15 protein-coding genes are annotated in these 15,541 nt (G+C 43.5%); 5 read left to right on the top strand and 10 right to left on the bottom strand.

What is annotated here, in order from left to right:
* The 10 genes from fliD to FKN05_RS06275 all read right to left on the bottom strand — a co-directional run bounded on the left by fliD (position 1) and on the right by FKN05_RS06275 (position 9,669).
* Complete coding sequence (gene fliD, locus FKN05_RS06320) at positions 1-1,347, bottom strand: flagellar filament capping protein FliD (RefSeq protein WP_170887120.1); 1,347 nt, start codon at positions 1,345-1,347, stop codon at positions 1-3.
* A 286-nt stretch (positions 1,348-1,633) separates the two neighbouring features.
* Entirely contained in the window at positions 1,634-2,488 is an 855-nt protein-coding gene (lafA, locus tag FKN05_RS06315; protein ID WP_170887119.1) for a lateral flagellin LafA, read from the bottom strand.
* Positions 2,489-2,634: 146 nt separating this feature from the next.
* Positions 2,635-3,432 carry an EAL domain-containing protein gene (locus FKN05_RS06310; protein WP_161428363.1) on the bottom strand — a complete coding sequence of 266 codons (798 nt, stop codon included), beginning with the start codon at positions 3,430-3,432 and terminating at the stop codon, positions 2,635-2,637.
* Entirely contained in the window at positions 3,425-5,515 is a 2,091-nt protein-coding gene (gene flhA / locus FKN05_RS06305; RefSeq protein ID WP_170887118.1) for a flagellar biosynthesis protein FlhA, read from the bottom strand. The genes FKN05_RS06310 and flhA overlap by 8 nt, the downstream gene beginning before the upstream one ends.
* A 31-nt stretch (positions 5,516-5,546) precedes the next feature.
* Positions 5,547-6,674 carry a flagellar biosynthesis protein FlhB gene (gene flhB, locus FKN05_RS06300; RefSeq protein ID WP_099611943.1) on the bottom strand — a complete coding sequence of 376 codons (1,128 nt, stop codon included), beginning with the start codon at positions 6,672-6,674 and terminating at the stop codon, positions 5,547-5,549.
* Entirely contained in the window at positions 6,671-7,447 is a 777-nt protein-coding gene (gene fliR, locus FKN05_RS06295) for a flagellar biosynthetic protein FliR (RefSeq protein ID WP_161428366.1), read from the bottom strand. The genes flhB and fliR overlap by 4 nt, the downstream gene beginning before the upstream one ends.
* Complete coding sequence (gene fliQ / locus FKN05_RS06290; protein WP_161428367.1) at positions 7,447-7,716, bottom strand: flagellar biosynthesis protein FliQ; 270 nt, start codon at positions 7,714-7,716, stop codon at positions 7,447-7,449. The genes fliR and fliQ overlap by 1 nt, the downstream gene beginning before the upstream one ends.
* Before the next feature lie 16 nt (positions 7,717-7,732).
* Positions 7,733-8,434, bottom strand: a complete 702-nt coding sequence (gene fliP, locus FKN05_RS06285) for a flagellar type III secretion system pore protein FliP (RefSeq protein ID WP_428767380.1) — start codon at positions 8,432-8,434, stop codon at positions 7,733-7,735.
* Between the two features lie 69 nt (positions 8,435-8,503).
* Positions 8,504-8,872, bottom strand: a complete 369-nt coding sequence (gene fliN / locus FKN05_RS06280; RefSeq protein ID WP_161428368.1) for a flagellar motor switch protein FliN — start codon at positions 8,870-8,872, stop codon at positions 8,504-8,506.
* Positions 8,869-9,669, bottom strand: a complete 801-nt coding sequence (locus FKN05_RS06275) for a FliM/FliN family flagellar motor switch protein (protein WP_099611948.1) — start codon at positions 9,667-9,669, stop codon at positions 8,869-8,871. Before FKN05_RS06275 ends, fliN begins: the two co-directional genes overlap by 4 nt.
* 383 nt (positions 9,670-10,052) lie before the next feature.
* Here FKN05_RS06275 and FKN05_RS06270 point away from each other — a divergent pair, with 383 nt between their 5' ends.
* Genes FKN05_RS06270 through FKN05_RS06250 form a run of 5 tightly spaced genes read left to right on the top strand, consistent with a single transcriptional unit; the run spans position 10,053 to position 15,506 of the window.
* Positions 10,053-11,048, top strand: a complete 996-nt coding sequence (locus FKN05_RS06270) for a MotY family protein (RefSeq protein ID WP_161439518.1) — start codon at positions 10,053-10,055, stop codon at positions 11,046-11,048.
* 3 nt (positions 11,049-11,051) lie between these two features.
* On the top strand, positions 11,052-12,383 hold the full coding sequence (locus FKN05_RS06265) for a sigma-54-dependent transcriptional regulator (RefSeq protein ID WP_161427746.1): 1,332 nt from the start codon (positions 11,052-11,054) through the stop codon (positions 12,381-12,383).
* A gap of 12 nt (positions 12,384-12,395) precedes the next feature.
* A complete protein-coding gene (gene fliE, locus FKN05_RS06260) occupies positions 12,396-12,755 on the top strand; it encodes a flagellar hook-basal body complex protein FliE (protein ID WP_099611951.1) in 360 nt (119 codons plus the stop codon).
* Between the two features lie 2 nt (positions 12,756-12,757).
* A complete protein-coding gene (gene fliF / locus FKN05_RS06255) occupies positions 12,758-14,524 on the top strand; it encodes a flagellar basal-body MS-ring/collar protein FliF (protein ID WP_170887117.1) in 1,767 nt (588 codons plus the stop codon).
* A complete protein-coding gene (locus FKN05_RS06250) occupies positions 14,487-15,506 on the top strand; it encodes a flagellar motor switch protein FliG (protein WP_099611953.1) in 1,020 nt (339 codons plus the stop codon). The genes fliF and FKN05_RS06250 overlap by 38 nt, the downstream gene beginning before the upstream one ends.
* The last annotated feature ends 35 nt before the right edge of the window (positions 15,507-15,541 follow it).

Here is a 15,541-nt window from a genome sequence, read left to right as displayed (position 1 = left end):
CTAATGGGTTTGACCAAACATCGACATGGTCTGGTTCATTTGAGTCATTAAAGTGTTCATTTGGGTAAATTGTTTTAGATAGCGTTTATAAGAAGTATCGTATTTCCGTTCTAGGGTGGTTTGTTTGTCGGCAATTCGATCCATACTTGAACGTAGCGCTTCTTTACGGGAGCTAAATAGTCCCGATGAAAATTTTAAAAATGGTTCGGCCATGTTATCGAGACGATCTAACAGCGCATCCTTGCCATTAAACATGGCTTCAATTCCGGCACTGTTGTTTTTTTGTGCTTCTTTGAAACGCTCATTGTTGACGGAAAGTTTGCCATCTCGACTTGAGGTGATGCCCACATCACTGAGACGCATGCCATTGAATTCATTTCGAGTAATGGCAGTTAATTGGCTTTGAATTGAACGTAGCGTTGGATCATTTGCTAAGGCACCACGTTGTTTATTCTCTCCACCGATTCGGCCATACTCATCGAGTGTAGAGACTAAGTTATTGTAGGTTTCAATAAATTTATCGACCTGTTCTTTTGTCCCGTCATTATCTGGGCCAACCTCTAAGCTAATAGGCGACTCACCAGCGCTTTGCGCCTTAGTGACGGTCATATCGACGCCATCAATGACGCCTTCGAATTGATTACTTGCGTTCGTGAGCTTTAGCCCTGTATTTTGTGTGCCTAACCAAATCACCGCATCCTGAGGTGCGCTGATTTCCGTTGTATTGAGGAAAGCGTCTTCAAACCAAGTTTGTCCTGTGCCACTGGCACTGACATTAATGCTATTGGTTACCCCGGTTTTAGTACTCGATAACATGAAATGAGTTTGCCCGTTAGAGCGGACTAAGGTAGCGTTCACTCCTGGGTTATCATCATGGTTATTGATGGTAGTGACCAGTTCAGCCATCGTTGCTTGGCCATCACCATCACGATCGACGCTAGCCAGTTCGACATTCATAGTTTTGCCATCAATTGTAAAATCCAATGTTCCTGTGGCTGGAATTAAGCTTGTCGCCTGTAAATCATCAGGCATGTCTGTTGCGAGTTGATGAGCGCTGGCTACTTGTTCAATAAAAACTTGGTAGTGGCCAGGAAGAGCATTGGCATTGGCGTTACTACTAAAGAAGCCTTCTTGAGACAGGGTCGCTGAATTTTTTACGATGCCACTGGTACTGTTATTCATTTCATTAACCGCGGTGCGAAATTCTCGCAATGCACTTTCTACTTTTCCCAGTGCTGTCAGTTGCGTTTGATAGCGGTCTGACTGGTTTTTATAACGTTGCTGAAATGCTTGTACATCGTAAGTGGCCAATTGCGTGGCCATTGAAATTGGATCGATTGAACTCATGAGGTCATTCCTTATCTCATCTATATTTTGGTCATGCAAATCGAACAATAATGTCGAGACTTATTACTGAGATTAATTGTTAACGCAAAATGTGTGCCTAATATTTATTCATATAAAATCAAAGCGTTAATGTTATTTGTGTCTGTTTGCGGAAGTATGAATTCCTCTTGTGATGTTCCGCACTTCCGATAACTTGCGCTATAGTCGGGTTATTTTTTCTTTTGGGTTGATGTGATTAAAAAACCTCCCGATGGGAGGTTTTGGGATACAGAATGACAGCTTCGCATTAACGAAGTAGAGACATCGCCATACCTGGTAGTTGGTTGGTTTGAGACAATACGGTGGTGCCCGCTTGCATCAACATTTGGTTCTTCGTCATGTTCGATGATTCAACCGCGAAGTCTGCATCGATGATACGACCTTTAGCTGCTGTGGTGTTCTCAACCATGTTGCCAAGGTTAGTCATCGTGTGCTCTAGGCGGTTAATGTTGGCACCAAATTGAGCACGACTTGCACCGATATCTTCAATTAGACCTGCTGCGCCACTGATTTTATCCAGTGCGGCTTTGGCTTTCGTTGCATCATCAATACCATCGGTAATAGCGGCATCTGCAAGTGTGGCTGCAACTTTTTTAACGCTTGCTGAGGCATCGACATCCAGTTTTTCAGCAGAAGAGGCTCCAATTTGAAAGCTCACCGCACCAGCTTCGAAGGCTCCGTCTGTCGCTAGGAGTTTTTGGCCACCAAAAGAGGTGTTGCTCATGATGTTATTAAGCTCAGCGGTTAGCTGTTTAAATTCAGTGTCCATCGCAGTGCGGTCAGCAGTACTGTTTGAGCCGTTGAGTGATTGGGTCGCCAAATCGTTCATGCGGTAAACGATGTTGGTCATTTCATCCATCGCACCTTCTGCCGTTTGCATCATAGAGATGCCATCTTGTGCATTACGCATCGCAACATTCATGCCACGAGACTGAGCTTCAAGGCGGTTGGCGATTTGTAGACCAGCGGCGTCATCAGCAGCTGAATTGACACGAAAACCGGTGCTCAAACGCTCCATGGCGGTATTTAAAAGACCACTTGTGTTGTTTAGTGTGTTCTGAGTAACAAGTGAAGCGTAGTTAGTGTGCATCGATAAAGCCATCTTAAGTCTCCTTGGGTTCTTAATTATTTTTTCAGGCTTCGGGAAATTCCCTAGCTATTGACTAGAGGCGGATGATTGGCCAAGAAGATTAATTAAAAATGAAGAAATTTTTTTATTTATCCAATTTTGCTTGGTTTTAGTGACGTTTATTCCAATGTTGGAGCTTTAAATGAGACGGATGATGGTATATCACTGAAATAGCCAAAGTAATAACTGGCTCCTAAGAGTCGATAGTGGTTGAGTTCATTTTGATTGGCGACTCGGCTTGCTACCCATGTGTAACGATATTTTCTTAAGAATCGCGCAATCGGTAAAAACGCTTCTCTGTGTGTTTTGTCTTCTAAATTGACGACTAATTTGATCATGTCTGGTTTAAAGGCATGAATGCGGTCTAAGTCAGGTTGATTGGTGGAGACTTCTATCCAGAGTAAAAAAGCATTTTCGCGTAGTTTTTCGATAAGTTCAGCGCAATGATCGCTATGATACGCAGTGCTATCTAATTGTATTGACGGGATAATATGCTTGAAGGCTTTGGCGTGATGTTCGATAGCCTGATTGAGATAGCGTGTGCCACTTTCCCATAATAGTGCACTTATCCGAATAGGAACCACTACGTTACTGATCAGATCGGGGTGAAAGGTTTCCATTTGAAACTGTGCCTGACGAATGGCTAAATAAAGGCTGTAGAGATCTAAACATAACACCATGGTTTCTGATAAATCAAAGTGGTAAACACTTTGTTCACCAGAGTAGCCAAAACGTAGTGTGAGGTGTTGAAATTCAACTTCCCCCGAATGCGCTTGCCGGATTGCTTGGCAAGCGTGTCGAATATCCTGATTAATAAAAGCGTCATACACAATTTTATCGTCATCAGTGGTGATGTTTTGCTTCATTAATTTGCATAAATGCAAATAGATTGCTTGTGCTGAAGTGAGATTAGCCAAGATTTCCTACCACATTGATTTGTTTATTTTCAGGAATTTCATTATAGGATAAAACGGCTAGACCTTGCGTGAAAGTACGTGCGTATCGAGCCAGTAAGGGACGTAATTGCGGCATAACTAATAAAATTGGCGTCAGTCCTTGTTGTTTTAACTGTTGCTTGATCAAAGGTAAGTTCTGTTGAAATTGCCTTAAGATATTCGGTTCAATCGGGAAACTATCGAGCATTGTCGGCCCATTTTGTTGTGCTTGCTGTAGTGAAGTGAGCAGGATTTGTTCTAACTCATCGGAAAGTGCATAAACACTGATTTGGTCTTTTTTTCCGGCGATTAAGTTGACTAACGTTCGACGTAACGTGCAGCGAACGTCGGAAGCGAGCAAGATAGGATCTTTGGTATTTTCTGAGCACTCTAACATGGTATTGGCAATACTACGGATGTCTTTCAGTGGTACTTGGTCGAGCAACAGCTGGCGGTATACTTTTAATTGCTGAGCAGGGGTTAAGGCTGCGCTGAGCGCTTCCGCTAGTTTAGGGGCTTGAGCCATTAAACGGTGGTTCATTGCTTCAACATCATCGTGAGTGAAAAGATCGGCAAGGTTAGTTTTCATCACTTTACTAATGTGGGTTGCAATAACGGTCGAGTCGTCAACAACTTGGTAACCCATATTTAGCGCTTTTGCTTTATCGTTATGCACAATCCAAATAGCAGGTAACTGATAGGCGGGATCACTGCCCAATATACCGTCAATTTCACCATAGGTTTCACCGACGGCAATCGCCATGAGCCTATCTGGTTCGATAAAGCCCTCCTCAATGACTTCGCCATTTAAGGCAATGGTGTATTGATTGGGTTTTAATGCCAAGTTGTCTCGGATTCGTACTTCAGGAAGTAAAAAACCAACTTGTTCCGATAGATTGCGTCTTACACCCCGAATGCGTTGAGTCAGTGGAGCCCCTTGTTCTTTATTGACTAGGTGTACGAGACGATAACCAAGTGATAGCGCGAGGGTGTGTATATGAGGAATGTCGTCCCAAGTCAGTTGGCTTTCTTCCTCGTGCATCGCTTGGGATATGGCTTCTATTTGCCCCATTTGATGGTCTTGGACTGGTTTTTTCATTTGCCGCCAGCCAGCAAATCCAAGCACGGCTGAAAAGGTAAAAAATGCGACATGCGGCATACCGGGCACACTACCGATGATGACCATAATGCCAGCAACAGTAAACAACGTGGCTGGGGTTGCCAATAATTGTTTGTGCATGGTTTCTGACATACCGTTGTCAGTGTCATTAATTCGGGTAACGATGATGGCAGCAGCGGTTGCTAGCAGTAGTGACGGAATTTGTGCAACCAGACCATCACCAATGGTGAGTAGGGCATAGGTTTTAAATGCTTCAGAGGCAGAAAGGCCATGTTCAAACACACCAATGCTGATACCTCCGATAATATTGATAAATAAGATCAGTAGGCCAGCAACGGCATCTCCCCGAACAAACTTAGAAGCACCGTCCATTGAACCATGAAAGTCGGCCTCGTTTGCTACTTCTTTGCGCCTTGATTTCGCGGTTTCTTGATCAATTAATCCAGCGTTTAAATCGGCATCAATCGCCATCTGTTTTCCGGGCAGAGCATCGAGAGTAAAGCGGGCAGATACCTCGGAGATACGTTCGCCGCCTTTTGTGATCACAACGAAGTTAATGATCATCAAAATAACAAAAACCACCATACCCACGACATAGTTACCACCAATAACCACCTCACCGAAAGCTTGAATGACTTTACCGGCTGCGTCTCCACCGTTGTGCCCTTCAAGTAATACAATCCGAGTTGATGCAACGTTCAATGTCAGTCGTAAGAGTGTTGCAACCAGCAACAGGGTTGGAAAGATAGAGAAATCAAGAGGTCTCTTTGCGGTTGTACTGACGAGCAAAACCAAAATGGCGAGAACAATATTGAAGGTAAAGAGAGCATCCAGCAATAATGGTGGCAGTGGCAAGATGACCATCGCTAATACCATCAACAATACAATGGGTATGCCGATGTAGCCTTTTGTGGAAGTTTGGATCTGTTGTAACCGGTTAAGCATGCTCAGGTATCCTTGGGTAAACACGGGTTAATCAGTGTTGCAGGTGTTTAGGTATCGAGAAAATGGGTAATGGATGGGGTTTTTTACCCGCGCCTTTGCGAAAAGCCTTTAATTGCAATACGTAGGTCAGAATATGAGCGACAGCAATATAAAGTTGACTTGGAATCGCTTGTTCGATGGCGGTTGTATGATAAATGGATCGAGTCAACGGTGGAGCATGAATAATTTCCACATGATTTTCTCGGGCAATTCTTTGAATGTGAAGGGCGGTTTCATCTACTCCCTTTGCCACCACAAATGGCGCTTCAGCTAGGTTAGTGTCGTACTTTAATGCCACCGCGTAGTGAGTTGGGTTAGTGATGATGACATCGGCAGTGGGAACCATTTTTTCGATTTTACGGCGTGCAAATTGCTGTTGTATCTGACGAATGCGCTGTTTGATCTCGGGGCGACCTTCGTTATTCTTAAACTCTTCTTTTAGCTCTTGCTTTGTCATTTTTAGCTGTTTTAAGTGTTCCCATCGTTGGTAAGGGACATCAATCACACCAAAGATCAACAAAGCAAATCCCATCAAGAGCAGGCCATCAAATAAAATAGACATGATTATTGTCACGCCTTGGTTGAGTGGTAAATTTTGCATACCTAACAAGGGTTGGAGGTGATTATCTAAATAACCATACAACATGGCAAAAATCACACTGACCTTGAGGGTGGATTTTATTAGCTCAACCAAAGAGCGAGTTGAAAACATGCGTTTTAGCCCGGAAAGTGGGTTGAGTTTGCTTAACTTGGGGAGCACATTGGCAGGACGAAATAGCCAGCCTCCCAGTAACAATGTACTAGCGATGCTGACCACAATAATGACCACAAACATGGGGAGTAGCAGTTCAATCAGTATGGCGAGAGTTTGGCCCAATTGTTCGATCATTTGATTTGGCGAGGCCAGATCGTCTTTGGTCAATGTCATGTTGTAACGAAATATGCCGATGATACGTTGGCAAATTTGCGGAAATTGCGCATAAAAGTAGAGGGTAACGGCTAAGAAAATGACCGCGGTTGTCAATTCTTTTGCGCGTGGAATTTGCCCCTCCTGTCTTGCCTTTTTTATTTTTTGCGGGGAGGCTTTTTCGGTTTTATCCTGTGACGATTGATCGCTCATACTCCCCCCATCATAAAGCGATGCAAATACTGCAACGCATCGTGAACTAAGATGGTATAACGGCTTGGTACACCTGAGATGGAAATCAGTACACTAAATAAGCCCAGCAGCATCGTCATTGGAAACCCCAGTGCGTATATATTTAATGCTGGCGCGGCACGGTTCATCACACCAAAGCTGAGATTGGCAAGTAACATCGATACGATCGCCGGTAATGCAAGGGCGAGCGCTGACGTAAACATCCACCCAAAAATATTGATCACTCCTTGTATAGACAGGAGAGAGAGACCAGAGCCGACCGGCCAGACCACAAAGCTTTGAATTAAAATATCAATAACGAGCAAATGCCCCTCTAAGGCTAAAAATAGCAAGGTAGAAAATAGTAAGAAAACGCGGCCTAAAATAGCGACAGAGAGCCCATTGACAGGGTCATTCATCATTGCCATGCCTAGCCCCATTTGCAATGAAACAATTTGGCCTAGCATGGTGAAAATAGTGAAAAGCAGGTGGAGAATTAAACCAAACATCATGCCCCAGATGGCTTGTTCAAAAGCTAAAAATAAAGAGGTGAGAGAGAATAACTCCACTTCAGGCATCGCTGGCATGAGAGGGGCTGAAATCACGACAATCGATAATGCCAATAAGCTCCGTACCCAAACGGGGATCAGCGCATCGCCTAAAAAAGGCATTGAGATAAAGACAGCACCAATACGAAAAAAAGGCCACCATAATTGACCAAGCAGCGCAGAAAGTTCAGTAAAGGTGAAGGCCATTAACCGATCATCCCCGGAATGTTATGGAATAAGTAATCAAACAGTTCCATAATGTTGCGCAGCATCCAGTGCCCAGCAAAAATAACCATAAGCAGCGTGACTAAGAGCTTAGGAAGAAAGCTTAATGTTTGTTCGTTAATTTGCGTGGCGGCTTGAAATACCGCGATGCCTAACCCCAAAATAAGGCCGGGAACCACTAAAACCGCCACGATCAATATGATCATCCAGACTGCATCTGTAAATAAGGTCACGGTCATTTCTGGTGTCATGAGCGATTTCTCCTTGTTAGCCAAAACTGGCAGATAAGGTGCCAACCGTCATCGCCCACCCATCAACTAAAACGAACACCATCAATTTGAAAGGCAACGAGACGATCAGCGGCGATAGCATCATCATCCCCATCGCCATGAGTACACTGGCAACGACCAAATCAATCACAAGGAAAGGAATAAACAGCATAAAACCGATCTGAAAAGCGGTTTTTAATTCGCTAATCACAAAGGCAGGAAGTACAACAGCAAAGGAAATATCTTCCACCTTTTGGTTTATGGGTTCATTAGCAATGCGCAGCATTTGTTCTAGAGCGCTTTGATGCGTTTGAGCAAGCATAAAATTTCTAACCGGCTGCTCAGCTATCGCAAATGCTTGAACGAGCGTTATTTCGCCATCATCATAAGGTTGAAAAGCATTCTCGTAGATGTCAGACCAAACCGGTCTCATGATCAAAATACTCAGTGAGAGTGCGATACCGACAAGCACTCGGTTCGGCGGGCTTTGCTGCAAACCTAAAGCCTGCCTGAGAATGGCTAATACAACGATAATCCGGGTAAAGCTTGTAGCCATTAAAACAAAAGCAGGCAAGAAGCTTAATGCCGTCATTAATAACAGGATCTGTAATTTGACACTGTATTCTTGCTGTGTTTGGCCATCACTCACCGATAGAAAAGTCACCCCACCTTCGGTGGCAAATGTTGGAAATGACATCATGCTCAATAACAAGATTGCCATCCATAGTGTGCGGTTTGAGCCGATTGATATGCTTTGGTTTATCACGGTTTATTGACCGACACCAGCTAAGGCTGAATCAAGAACATCGATAAGTCTTAAGCCATACTTGTCATTAATCACCACCACTTCGGCATGTCCCATGAGAGCACCGTTAACTTTAACATCCAGTGGTTCACCATTGAGTTTGTCTAACTCAAGCACAGTACCTTCACCTGCTTTCATCAAGTCGCCTAGAGCAATTTCTTTACTTGCAACCTCTAAAGTAACGGTGACCGGAATATGTTTAAAGAAGCTGAGATCCCGTTCAGTCACCGTCGCTGCAGTGGTAGAGACCTCGGCATCAAGATCTTCAAGTTGAAAGTTATCAAAGTTAATATCGTCGGTGTCGAACGTGGTGTTATCAAAAGATTCGCTCATGAGTGCGATTCCCTATTTTGGTTAAAAATCAATACGAGTTGGCCGTCGTTTTCAGCAACGCGACCGGAAAAAAGCGTTTGGTTACCAATGCTTAAAGGAACGTTATTTAGAAGCTCGATGGGCAAAATATCTTCCGCCTGAAGTTGTATAACCTCACTCAACGGCATGGTTTTTTTGGCTAGTATCGCGTTAAGACGTACAGGAGTAGACATTAACGCTGTTTTGAACGGCAAGGTGAGATCTGACTGCGATTGAAGTTCAAATTGGTCGATAAGTGTTTGTATTAATTGTCCATCCAATTTCAGGTGGATCAAACCGACACATTCATTCAGCGTCACAGTGATTTGCACATCAAGACCAATGCCACTTGTGGGCTGGAAATGATCATGTTGCCACATATGACTTGGCGCTAACCAATCGCCCATTAACTTACTGATTTTTTCTTGGATCCGGATGTCACTGCTTGTTAAAGACAACGTTGTGCGCGCTACCGGTGCACCATAAAAGCGATCAGCCAGTGTTATTAATAGTGCTGTATCAGTATGAATATAGATCAAACCACCGGCTTGATGCCGCAATGTCGAGGTGTGAGCCGCTTCCATTTCTGCTGGTGAAAAAGAGTGTAACTCGACAGCCTGCAACTGCGATTCAATTTGGTTGGTTTTTAGCCATTTCTGTAGCTCATGAGTTAAGCCATTACAAGACTCTGAAATTAAGTCAAACAATTTTTCACGTATAATGTGAATTGGTTTGCCTAATAATTCTACATTTAAAATCTGCTCGTCTGAATTAGCCATTTAAACTCTGCTTTACCTATATTTTGCTTTATTTTAACAAATGGTATTTATTTCCGGTTTGAACGACAGTTTACACAGGGTTATTTATTTTTTATTAGCTCGATATTTTGATAATGTGACATTGCTTCACGTTTTGACATTGGCTTGACAAAGTGTTGTTCAATTAAACTCCAAAAAAAGGTAATTTACTCACCATTAATTAGATAACAAAAATAATTTGTTTTTTGAGCGTTTTGACGTTTTTTTATACTTGGTGGTATTTGTCTGTTAAAAGCCGTTTTGTATAAAATCGTCATGATGGTTTGAATCTTATTGAGCAACGGATCTTGCTTTAAAAATAGACAGTAGAAAGCAAGGATGTTGGCTCAGGTTAAGGTTTTTATATGACATTTTATGGCCTAAAAAACAGTAATAAGGCATATCTAAACATCTTCTCAAAATCATCGAATAATCAGAAGTATCAAAAGATGAAAAATTTTTTTACATTGTTTTTTGCTGCTTATTTATTATTTTTTTCGATGATCTTATATGCTTCTGAAAATAAAATTAATATACCAATGGATTTGTCTGACTGGTCATTTCAAGGAAGTCAATTGGAATGTAATTTAATTCACTCGGAAGTTCCGCAGGGGAAGTTTTATTTCCGCTCGGTTTCTAATAGTGATATTTCTTTTGTGGCAAAAGTAAGTGGTAATGATAAATGGAGTCAAGCTGAACTCCAGAGTATTCAAGCACCATGGCAAAGAGATTCTAAAGTTTTAGTGATCGAAACGCTTGAGCCCAAAAAACACCAAACAACATTTAGATTTAATCAGCGTATTGTTGAGCTTTTAGGTGATATACAACATGGCCGTTGGATCCAATTATCCTTCACTGGAAATCAAGGTTCCATGACATTAATTGTGCCGACAATTCATAGCCAATCATCACTTGAGTTGTTTAATCACTGCCGTTCAGAACTGCCGAAAATGACCTTTGCTCAAGCGCGAGACGTTGTCTTGTGGTTTGCTTCTGGGCAAATCGCATTGTCGCCTGATCAAGTCCAGCAACTGGACGCCTTAAGCAGTTATATCAACAAGGATTCTCGCATCAACCGAATTTTGATTGATGGATATACCGATAATCTCGGTTCATCAGCGTCGAATCTTGTTGTCGCTAGGAAACGAGCAGAGACAGTAGCACAAGCGCTTATTCAATTGGGCGTGGATAAAACCCTGATTGAGATAAGAGCGCATGGCTCGCGTTATCCTATTGCAAACAATCAGACGGTTGGTGGAAGAGCGAAAAATCGGCGCGTTACACTGAGGCTGGTGAAAGGTAATGAAGACGTCGTTCCTTACGATCAACATGACACACAAATGATAAAAGGTAATGGTTGAATGATGGCGAAGATGGAAGTTTTATTGGTTGAGCCAAATGATGCTTTTGCTCAGCCTGTTTTAAATGTCTTACACAAGGCTGGCTATGCTCCTCGCCACGCTCGTACCGGACGCAGTGCTTTATTAGAAACGCGAGCCAAAATTACCTTGGTAAGCTCTAACCTACCCGATATGTGTATTCGGGAGTTTGTCGCGTGTCATCAAAAGCACTCTCACTCAGGTGTGGTGATTGCTATTGTTGAGCAAGAGCAAGGCATTTTGGCGGCAGAGACAATGAAAGCGGGAGCAACCGACTATTTGTTACGCCCATTTGAAACGAATCAGCTTGTGAGTTTACTGACTCGAGTTGAAGCACTGGAAAAGCCTCTCGCCAATATTGTTGCTGAATCTTGGCGAAGTAAGCAGGTTTTGCAACTAGCCCATCGTGCTGCTTGTACTTCTGCCAGTGTGCTGATTACTGGTGAGTCTGGTACCGGTAAAGAAGTGTTAGCTCGTTATATACATGAACACAGTGCCTGTGCAACAGGGCCTTTTATTGCTGTTAACTGTGCGGCCATTCCAGAATCGATGTTAGAAGCGGTCTTATTTGGTCATGTTAAAGGGGCTTTTACCGGAGCTACCACTTCACAAAGTGGTAAATTTGAAGAAGCCCATGGTGGAACCATTTTACTTGATGAAATCGGTGATATGTCGCCGGCGGTTCAAGCTAAGTTATTACGTGTACTTCAAGAGCGTCAGGTGGAAAGAGTTGGCAGCCACAAAGTGATTGATCTTGATATCCGAATCATTGCAGCGACCAATAAAAATCTATGTGAGGAAGTGCAAAAAGGAACTTTTCGTGAAGATCTCTATTACCGTTTAGACGTACTTCCGCTGCATTGGCCACCATTAAGAGAGCGTAAGGAAGATATTTTACCAATTAGCCATTTCTTTATCGAAAAATATCAAGGGCGCAGTCAATGTTATCTGTCTCAAGATGCGGTCGTCGCGTTGAGTCAATACCACTGGCCTGGAAATATTCGAGAATTAGAAAACGTTATTCAGCGAGCACTGATCATGCGTCATGGTGATTATATTACTGCTCCAGATTTGATGTTGCCGGTGGAATTGGCGGTTCAAGCATCCTCAGTAGATCGTGTCGCCAGTTTTGGACATATCGAAGCGAAAAAACAAGCCGAGTTTCAGTTTATTTTGGATAAGTTACGCCAGTTTGGTGGTAATCGTACAAAAACCGCTGATGCGCTCGGAGTCACGACTCGTGCTTTAAGATACAAGCTTGCGGCGATGCGTGAGTATGGGATCGATTTACAATCAGTACTTGGCTCGGCAGCCTAAAGGAGAAATATGATGGCTAGTCAACCATTAAATAATGCAGTATCCGCAGAGCAGCTCATGCTTTCTAAAATGGACATCATGCGTACGCATGTCCAACAACCTGAATTTATTGTTAAGGCCAATCCATTGGATGTCAAAGACCTAAACCCTCCGCTCTCTTTTTCACAAGCGATAACCAATGTATTAGATACGGTCAACCAACATCAGTCTGTCGCGAGTCAAAAGATGGCTGAGGTTGATAGCGGGCTAAGTGATGATTTAACCGGGGCAATGATCGCAAGTCAAAAAGCCAGTTTGTCCTTTAGTGCCTTAATGCAAGTTCGCAATAAGGTGGTCACTTCCTTTGAAGATATTATGAAGATGCCGGTGTAATAATGGCTGAATTATCGACTCAGGTGGCAGGAGCGGCCACCATTCAACCCGCTGTGACTCCAACAGCGCAAGCAAGCTCGCTAAAAGGCATGGGTGACCTTTCTTTTAAAATCAAAAAATTATGGTCTAGTAGCCAGCGAAACTTAGTGCTTTCTGCTGTGCTAGCGGCGATTGTGGCGGCGATCATTGTTGTTGCGCTTTGGAGTTCTTCGCAAAGTTTTAGGCCTTTATACAGCCAGCAAGAGCGCTTTGATATTGGAGAGATCATCTCCGTACTTGAAAATGAAGGTATCAGTTACCGCATGCAAGAGCAAAATGGGCAAGTACTTGTGCCCGAAGGTGATGTTGCTCGGATTCGAATGCTGCTTGCAACTAAAGGGGTCAAAGCAAAATTGCCAACAGGGTTAGATTCGCTGAAAGAAGATAGCTCTTTGGGAACCAGTCAATTTATGGAAACTGCCCGCTATAAGCATGGTTTAGAGGGGGAGTTGGTCCGTACGATCATTTCACTCAATGCGGTATCTAATGCTCGAGTTCACTTGGCGATTCCTCGTCAAACGCTTTTTGTTCGCCAGAATACAGAGAATCCATCGGCTTCTGTGATGTTGGAGTTGAAACCCGGTGAATACTTAAAACCGGATCAAGTCGAAGCGATTATTAACTTGATCGTTGGTAGCGTAACAGGAATGAAACCGGAGTTTGTTTCGGTCATCGACCAATATGGACGACTGTTGAGTGCCGATGTTGCCTCGCTAGAAACAGGCAAAGTGAACGTTAAATTCTTGGAATACCAAAAAAATGTTGAAAAACAAGTCATTCAACGTGCATCTGACATGCTGACACCGATTGTGGGGCCAAGTAATTTTCGAGTACAAGTGACGGCGCATATGAATTTTAGCCAGATCGAAGAAACACAAGAGATTGTCGATGACTCGCCGGTAGTACGCAGTGAACACAGTATCCAAAGCAATGTTATTGACCAGATTGCGTTGGGTATCCCCGGCTCACTCAGTAATAAACCCCCCGTAACCGGTGCTAAAGCGAAAACGCAGGCCAAGGAAAGCCAAAATACCAATGCTCGCTCAGAGATTAATCGACAATTCGCGCTTGGTAGCAGTATTCGTCGTACTCAATATCAACAGGGACAAGTTGAAAAATTGAATGTTTCTGTACTGATTAACTCACAAGCCTCCCCTGATGGGAACGCTTGGACTGAGAGTGAAAAAACACAGATCTTGAATATGTTGATGGATGCGGTTGGCATCACTGAAGAGCGAGGTGATCGCTTGAGTCTGATGAGCTTCAACTTTACACCAATGGATATCGAAGCCACCCCAGCCTTGCCTTGGTGGCAAGATCCAACCGTGCAGCAACCGATTCGTTATGTCATTGGTGGTGTGTTGTGTATGGCGATGATTCTCTTTGTGTTACGACCATTGATTATGCATCTCACCGGTGCCGATCAGCGTAAGCAAGAACTTGAGTTGTCTGAACCACAAGAAGAAGTCACTTATGACAATGTTCAAACCCGAGAAGAGCGTGAACACGAAGCCACATTGAATCGACGTTTGGCTGAAAAAGGTATCGCAGTTTCATCCGGTCTAGATGTCAACAGTGACATGTTACCGCCCTCTGGTTCACCGCTTGAAATTCAATTGAAGCATTTGCAGCTCATCGCAAATGAAGAGCCTGAGCGGGTAGCTGAAGTATTAAAACAATGGATAAATGTGAATGAACACAGTGCAGTCGACGCAAAAGCAGACGCTTAGTCATGTAGAGCAGACCGCTCTTGTCTTATTAGGAATGGGCGAAGACGCTGCAGCGAAAGTCCTGCAGCATTTTAATCGGGATGAAACTCAGCGAGTGACCCGAGCCATGGCTCGATTGAGCAGTATCAAGAGCGATATGGCAAGAGTAATCATCCAACATTTTTTTGAAGATTTTCGTGAACACAGTGGCATCCGTGGCGCTTCTAAAGAGTATTTATCAAATACTTTGCGTAAAGCGCTTGGTAACGATTTAGCCAAAGGGTTATTGAATAATCTTTACGGGGATGAGATTCGCAATAATATGCAGCGACTGCAATGGGTAGATGCGGAAGTATTAGCCCGTTTTATTGCCAATGAACATCCGCAAATGCAGGCGATTTTTCTGGCTTATTTACCCGCAGACAGTTCATCGGCAGTATTGAAGTTTTTGCCAGCCGATTACCACGATGAATTGCTGTTCCGTATCGCACGGTTGCAAGATATTGATCATCAGGTTACTGCCGATTTGAATGATTTGATTGAGCGTTGTATTGAGCAGGTTTCAACCAGTCAGAGCGCCCCGTTAACGGGGGTTAAGCAGGTTGCCGATATCATCAATCGCTTTGAAGGTGATCGCGCTTCATTGATGGAGATGCTCAAACTACATGATGAAGACGTGGTGCGTGAAATTGAACAGAATATGTTTGATTTCATGATATTGGCTCGTCAAAAAGAAGAAACCATGGACGTGTTAGTACAACAGGTTCCGATGGAGCTGTGGGCTGTCGCCTTGAAAGGAGCAGACATTACCTTACAGCAAGCCATTAAGCGTTCGATGCCCCAGCGCATGGTTAAAGCTCTAGAAGATGACATGCAAATGCGAGGTGCGGTTGGCTTAAGCCGTGTCGAGCGGGCTCGTCAAGAGATCATGGAATTGATCCGTGAACTCAGTGAAGCGGGCGAAATAGAATTACTGTTATACCAAGAGCCAACGGTGGAGTAGTAACATGGCTGATTCTACCAATATGTTCATGGCAA

The sequence above is a fragment of the Vibrio sp. 1-1(7) genome, assembly GCF_013048485.1.
Taxonomy (GTDB): Bacteria; Pseudomonadota; Gammaproteobacteria; order Enterobacterales; family Vibrionaceae; genus Vibrio; species Vibrio fujianensis.
This window is presented reverse-complemented; position numbering and strand designations above follow the sequence as displayed.

Coding starts and splice junctions, on each gene's coding strand:
- fliN (WP_161428368.1), bottom strand. CDS start 8,872: ATGAGCGAATCTTTTGATAACACCACGTTCGACACCGACGATATTAAC.
- fliP (WP_428767380.1), bottom strand. CDS start 8,434: ATGATGTCATTTCCAACATTTGCCACCGAAGGTGGGGTGACTTTTCTA.
- FKN05_RS06270 (WP_161439518.1), top strand. CDS start 10,053: ATGACATTTTATGGCCTAAAAAACAGTAATAAGGCATATCTAAACATC.
- fliQ (WP_161428367.1), bottom strand. CDS start 7,716: ATGACACCAGAAATGACCGTGACCTTATTTACAGATGCAGTCTGGATG.
- FKN05_RS06275 (WP_099611948.1), bottom strand. CDS start 9,669: ATGGCTAATTCAGACGAGCAGATTTTAAATGTAGAATTATTAGGCAAA.
- flhA (WP_170887118.1), bottom strand. CDS start 5,515: ATGCTTAACCGGTTACAACAGATCCAAACTTCCACAAAAGGCTACATC.
- lafA (WP_170887119.1), bottom strand. CDS start 2,488: ATGGCTTTATCGATGCACACTAACTACGCTTCACTTGTTACTCAGAAC.
- FKN05_RS06265 (WP_161427746.1), top strand. CDS start 11,052: ATGGCGAAGATGGAAGTTTTATTGGTTGAGCCAAATGATGCTTTTGCT.
- FKN05_RS06250 (WP_099611953.1), top strand. CDS start 14,487: ATGAACACAGTGCAGTCGACGCAAAAGCAGACGCTTAGTCATGTAGAG.
- flhB (WP_099611943.1), bottom strand. CDS start 6,674: ATGAGCGATCAATCGTCACAGGATAAAACCGAAAAAGCCTCCCCGCAA.
- fliF (WP_170887117.1), top strand. CDS start 12,758: ATGGCTGAATTATCGACTCAGGTGGCAGGAGCGGCCACCATTCAACCC.
- fliE (WP_099611951.1), top strand. CDS start 12,396: ATGGCTAGTCAACCATTAAATAATGCAGTATCCGCAGAGCAGCTCATG.
- fliD (WP_170887120.1), bottom strand. CDS start 1,347: ATGAGTTCAATCGATCCAATTTCAATGGCCACGCAATTGGCCACTTAC.
- fliR (WP_161428366.1), bottom strand. CDS start 7,447: ATGGCCTTCACCTTTACTGAACTTTCTGCGCTGCTTGGTCAATTATGG.